Annotated in this window: 4 protein-coding genes and 1 tRNA gene; 2 read left to right on the top strand and 3 right to left on the bottom strand. The window is 25.3% G+C overall.

What is annotated here, in order from left to right; genetic code table 11:
* The first annotated feature begins 484 nt into the window (after nt 1–484).
* Nucleotides 485–1174, top strand: coding sequence for a hypothetical protein (locus tag R4K56_RS14405; RefSeq protein WP_335757963.1), 690 nt, complete (start codon nt 485–487; stop codon nt 1172–1174).
* A 57-nt stretch (nt 1175–1231) separates the two neighbouring features.
* Here R4K56_RS14405 and R4K56_RS14400 read toward each other — a convergent pair whose 3' ends face one another.
* Nucleotides 1232–2089 (bottom strand): aldo/keto reductase, encoded by an 858-nt coding sequence (locus tag R4K56_RS14400; protein ID WP_335773149.1) that lies wholly within the window; start codon nt 2087–2089, stop codon nt 1232–1234.
* Between the two features lie 38 nt (nt 2090–2127).
* Complete coding sequence (locus R4K56_RS14395) at nt 2128–3165, bottom strand: mechanosensitive ion channel family protein (protein WP_335773148.1); 1038 nt, start codon at nt 3163–3165, stop codon at nt 2128–2130.
* A gap of 195 nt (nt 3166–3360) precedes the next feature.
* On the opposite strand from R4K56_RS14395, the gene R4K56_RS14390 reads away from it, so the two are divergent.
* Nucleotides 3361–3442: transfer RNA gene (locus R4K56_RS14390), tRNA-Leu, on the top strand.
* Nucleotides 3443–3449: 7 nt separating this feature from the next.
* Here R4K56_RS14390 and R4K56_RS14385 read toward each other — a convergent pair.
* The gene (locus R4K56_RS14385; RefSeq protein ID WP_335761042.1) at nt 3450–4757 is read right to left on the bottom strand and encodes a hemolysin family protein; all 1308 of its coding nucleotides are present in this window, start codon (nt 4755–4757) and stop codon (nt 3450–3452) included.
* Between the last annotated feature and the right edge of the window lie 237 nt (nt 4758–4994).

Below are 4994 nucleotides of genomic sequence, written 5' to 3'. Positions count from 1 at the left end.
AAATTTTTAAGTTTGTCAATTTTTTTGTTCTTTTTCCACCGCACGCCATACCTACACCTACGGTGGACTTCGTCAGGTACTCACTTCGGTCGCAGGCGGAAAGCGTCAAAGAAGTGAGGTTGCGTAAGAACGCAGAGCTGTTGGCAAAGCCCCAGATATAAATACAAAAATATAAATTTATTTTTTACAAAATATAGTTGTTTAGATATATATGTAAAACAATCATATATACAAATTATTTCTTTTAAAGTTTGATTAATAGTGATATCTAAACATTGCTATAAATATTTTTCAACATTATATACAAATATTATTATACTTACATTAATTATAATTACTATCATTAATAAAATATTTTATATAAATTCCAAAAAATAATAGATAACTATTTATATAATTGACTATTAAATATTATTATTATATAATGAAAAAGTATTATTCAATAGATTAGTATATTAATCGAATAGTAATTATGGAGAAATTTATGAATAAGAAATTAGTAGATAAAATAGTATGGTATATGCCATTTAAAAATTTAAGGAATGATATAAGAAATTTTCTATTGTCTTTAGAAACAAATATAAGACTCCCAATATTAATGACTGAAGACGAAAGAGAATTATTTGTTAAATCAATCTCTGAAAGTAAAGAATATTTAGAATTTGGCTCTGGAGGAAGTACATTCATAGCATTAAAAACAACAAAAGCAAATATAACTTCTGTAGAAAGCGATATTGATTGGATAAATCATATGAGAGATAATAAAACTATATTTGAGGAAGAACAATTTTGCAGACTTAAATTTGTTCATATTGATGTAGGAGAAATATCTGCTATGGGAATGCCTAAAGATAAATCTAAAATAGAAAATTATCCAAAATATTCTGAAGAAATATTTGAAATACTTGATCAAAATAAAATAGATAAAATAGATACAGTTTTGATAGACGGAAGATTTAGAGTTGCTTGTGCATTAAATACTATACTTAATTGTAATAAAAATACAAAAATTATAATACATGATTTTTTTAATAGAGAAGAATATCATGTTGTATTAAATTATTTAGATACTGTTGAAAAAGCAAATACTTTGGGTGTATTTAAAATAAAAGAAAATATAAATAAAGATGAAATTAATAAACTTATAGAACAATATAAATATAATCCACAATAATTTATAAAATTAAAGATATTGATCTGTTTATATTTTATAGTAACATATTTATATATATCAAACTATATCTAAAGGCATTTTTTTATCAGGTTTTGGAAATACTCTATTTAAAAATTCCATATCTTCATCATCAAGTTTAATATCTTGAGATTTTATATTATCTAAAACATGTTTTTTATTAGAACTTTTAGGAATTGGTATTCTATTGTCATTTAAATTCATTATAAAAGCTAATGCAACCTGTGCAGCAGTAATATGATGTTTTTCAGCTATTTGAAGAACTATCTCACTCCTAAAAATATTCTTACATAATTCTCCAGCCCTTCCTAAAGGAGAATAAGTCATTAAAGATATATTTCTTTCATTAAGATAAGGCACTAAATCAAAATCAATACCTCTTGAACCTAAATGATACAATACTTGATTAAGAACACATTTATCTCCATCTTTTACAGATTCAAGCTCTTTCATATCATCTATATCAAAATTAGAAACACCCCAATCTTTTATAAGTCCTTCCTTTTTTGCTTCTTCCATACATTCTACTGTTTCGCTTAAAGGTATTCTTCCTCTCCAATGAAGCAAATACATATCTAAATATTCTAATTCTAAACGTTTTAATGATGCTTTTAAACTTTTAAATAAACTGCTTTTACCGGCATTATGAGGATATACTTTGGATATAATAAAAAGTTCTTCTCTTTTTATATTTGCTTTTTTTAAAGCTTCGCCAATTAATAATTCAGCTCCGCCATTTCCATATATTTCTGCTGTATCAATTAATCTTACACCATTTTCTAAAGCATAAATTATTGCATCAGTTTCTTTTTTTCTTTTTCTTTCTTCTTCACCAATACACCAAGTACCTATTCCAAATTTAGGTATCATATTTGAAGATTTTAATTGATGATCCATAGTAAGTCCTCTATAACAATTTAATAATAATTTATATTTTATTCTTTGCTTATATATAAAGTTCTTGATGGGAAAGCAAAACCTACACCCAATTTATTAAACTCGTCTACAATTTTATAGTTAACTTCTTCAACTACTTTAACAAATCCAGCATAATCTGGTATTGTTACATGATATATTACCTCAAAATTAAGAGAAGAATCCGCAAATTCCAAAAATCTTGCACTATAAAACTCTGTATTATTAGTACTTTCTATAATTGATTTAACTAGATCCGGTATAACTTTTAATTTTTCTAAAGGAGTTGAATATTCTACACCTATTAACATGTATTTTCTTCTTTTCTCTAATATTCTATAGTTTTGTATCCTAGATGCTAATAAATTAGTGTTTGATATTAAAAGCTGTTCTCCACTGTTTCTTTTTATTCTTGTAGATTTTATTCCTATATATTCTACAGTACCAGCATCCTGATCTATTTGTATAAAATCTCCTTTTAAAAAGGGCTTATCAAAAACTATAACAAAATAGTTAAACAAATCTGCTATTATACTTTGAGCTGCAAATGCTACCGCAACACCGCCTATACCAAGACCAGTAATAAAAGTATTTACATTTACTCCCAAATTTGATAATATAGTTAAGAAACTTATTACCCATGCAATTGATTTTATTATAGTAATAATACCATCTGATATAACAACATCTTTTTTCTTAGATAAATAATTATCGCTGAAATTAGTTATTAAATCGCATATAAACATTGTTGCAAATATTATAATAAATACCGCAACTATTTTTCCCAAATATCCGCTCCATTCTTTTGGTAAAGTAAGACCTATTCTTCCTATAGCTAAAGATACTATCAATATTAATGGTCTAGTTCTTTTTTTTATACTTTTTATCAAAGAAAGTACAAATGAATTTTGGAATTTAACATTCAATCTTAATAAAAGTTTCAATAAAAATGTTAAACCCAAATTCATTGATATTATACATATAATAAATATACCTATTGATACTATATACTGTAATAAACTGTTATGCCAAATAATCGTTTCTTTCAAATAATCCATAATCGCCCCTAGTTATTATACACTAAAATAAGTGTTAAAAATATGTAAAAGTTATTATATAATAATAATATTTTTTTTCAAACTATATTTAATAAAATAAAAACACATTTTAATATTAAACAAATATTTTTTATTATTATAAAATTATAAGTATTTGACAAAATAATATTATAGTATATAATACTCAATAATTAAGCTCGGGTGGTGGAATAGGTAGACACAACAGCTTGAGGTGCTGTCGGGTAACACCGTGCTGGTTCAAGTCCAGTCTCGAGCAAATCTTTTTACTTATCAATTTCTTTATTATCATTCAAATTATCATCAGTTTTTTCAATTTTATTTACTATAACCTTATCTATTCTAGCTCCGTCCATATCTACTATTTCTAAATTTAAATTTTTCCATTCTAAGGCTTCACCTTCTGTAGGTACATGCTGAAGCAACTCTAATATTAATCCGCTTATAGTATTGCAGTTATTAGAAACATTTTCATCTTCTATTTCAAAATATTCTAAGAAATCATATATAGGACATTTTCCGTCTACAAACCAGCCGCCATTTTTTCTTTTTCTAATATCTTTACTGTCTTTTCCATCTGCTGTAGAACCAACCAAAGCATCAAATATATCACTTTGTGTAATCATTCCATCTATATTTCCAAACTCATCTGATACAAGTCCAATTTTTGTATTATTTTTTTTCATTTCTTCAAGCACTAAATATACTTCCATATTATTATGGTAGTAATGAGCTTTTTTTACATACTTTTCTATTTTAGATTTAGAACTATTTAATTTATCAAATATATCAGTTACCCTTACAACTCCGACAATATTATCCAAATTATTATCAACTACAGGATAAGCAGAAAAAGAATTCTTTGATACAATTTTTTTTATCTCATCATTACTCATATTAACATCTAAAAATACTATATCATTTCTATGAGTCATTATAGATTCTATTTTTCTGTCACCCAAAAAGAAAGCTCTCTCTATAATATCCTGCTCTATATCTTTAACTTCTCCGTCCTGTCTGCCCTCTTCTATCATAGATTTTATTTCTTCTTCAGTTACAGGACTTTTATCATCTTTTATGCCTAAAATTCTTGAAACTAATAATGCACTCTTTGAAAGCACCCAAACAAAAGGGCCTCCTATTTTTGAAAGCAATGTCATAGGGCCTGCAACAGTTTTTGCTATTTTTTCCGGCATTACCATTCCTATTCTTTTAGGAACAAGCTCTCCAAATATTAATGTCAAATAAGTAACCAATGCTACAACTAATATTTGTGCTGCCATAGCTGAATAAGTTTCCGGTATATTTAATTTTATTAATAAATTAGATAATTCTTTTGCAACTGTATCACCTGAATAAATACCAGTTAATATACCAATTAAAGTTATACCAATTTGTATTGTAGATAAAAATTTATCAGGATTATCAGCAAGAGTTAATGCTATCTTTGCCCCTTTGCTTCCTTCTTTACTGTCTTTCATTAATGAAGATTTTCTAGCAGAAATTACTGCAATTTCAGACATGGCAAATATGCCATTAAAAAGTATTAACACTATTATTATAATAATATCCATTTTTATTTTTCCTTAAATATAAAATTATTTTATGATTTAAAAATAAAAAAATTTATAACTTTAAAATAATAAAAAGGAAATTATTTAATGTATATTTCTTATTAAGAGAATAAAATAAGATATGTATTAAATTACAAATTGTACTGAAAGTATTATCCTTAAATAATCAATTATATTTTGTAGGAAATATTATAATATAAATTATATAAAACTTCAATAGTATATAAAATTTATTTA

Origin of the sequence: Brachyspira pulli (assembly GCF_036997785.1) — a bacterium.
GTDB classification, from domain to species: Bacteria; Spirochaetota; Brachyspiria; order Brachyspirales; family Brachyspiraceae; genus Brachyspira; species Brachyspira pulli.
The sequence above is the reverse complement of the archived record's forward strand: the minus strand, read 5'-3'. Positions and strand labels throughout refer to the sequence as shown.

What these genes read in the sequence shown, in the direction of transcription:
- R4K56_RS14405 (WP_335757963.1), top strand. Translation starts at nt 485, where the DNA reads ATGAATAAGAAATTAGTAGATAAAATAGTATGGTATATGCCATTTAAA.
- R4K56_RS14400 (WP_335773149.1), bottom strand. Translation starts at nt 2,089, where the DNA reads ATGGATCATCAATTAAAATCTTCAAATATGATACCTAAATTTGGAATA.
- R4K56_RS14395 (WP_335773148.1), bottom strand. Translation starts at nt 3,165, where the DNA reads ATGGATTATTTGAAAGAAACGATTATTTGGCATAACAGTTTATTACAG.
- R4K56_RS14385 (WP_335761042.1), bottom strand. Translation starts at nt 4,757, where the DNA reads ATGGATATTATTATAATAATAGTGTTAATACTTTTTAATGGCATATTT.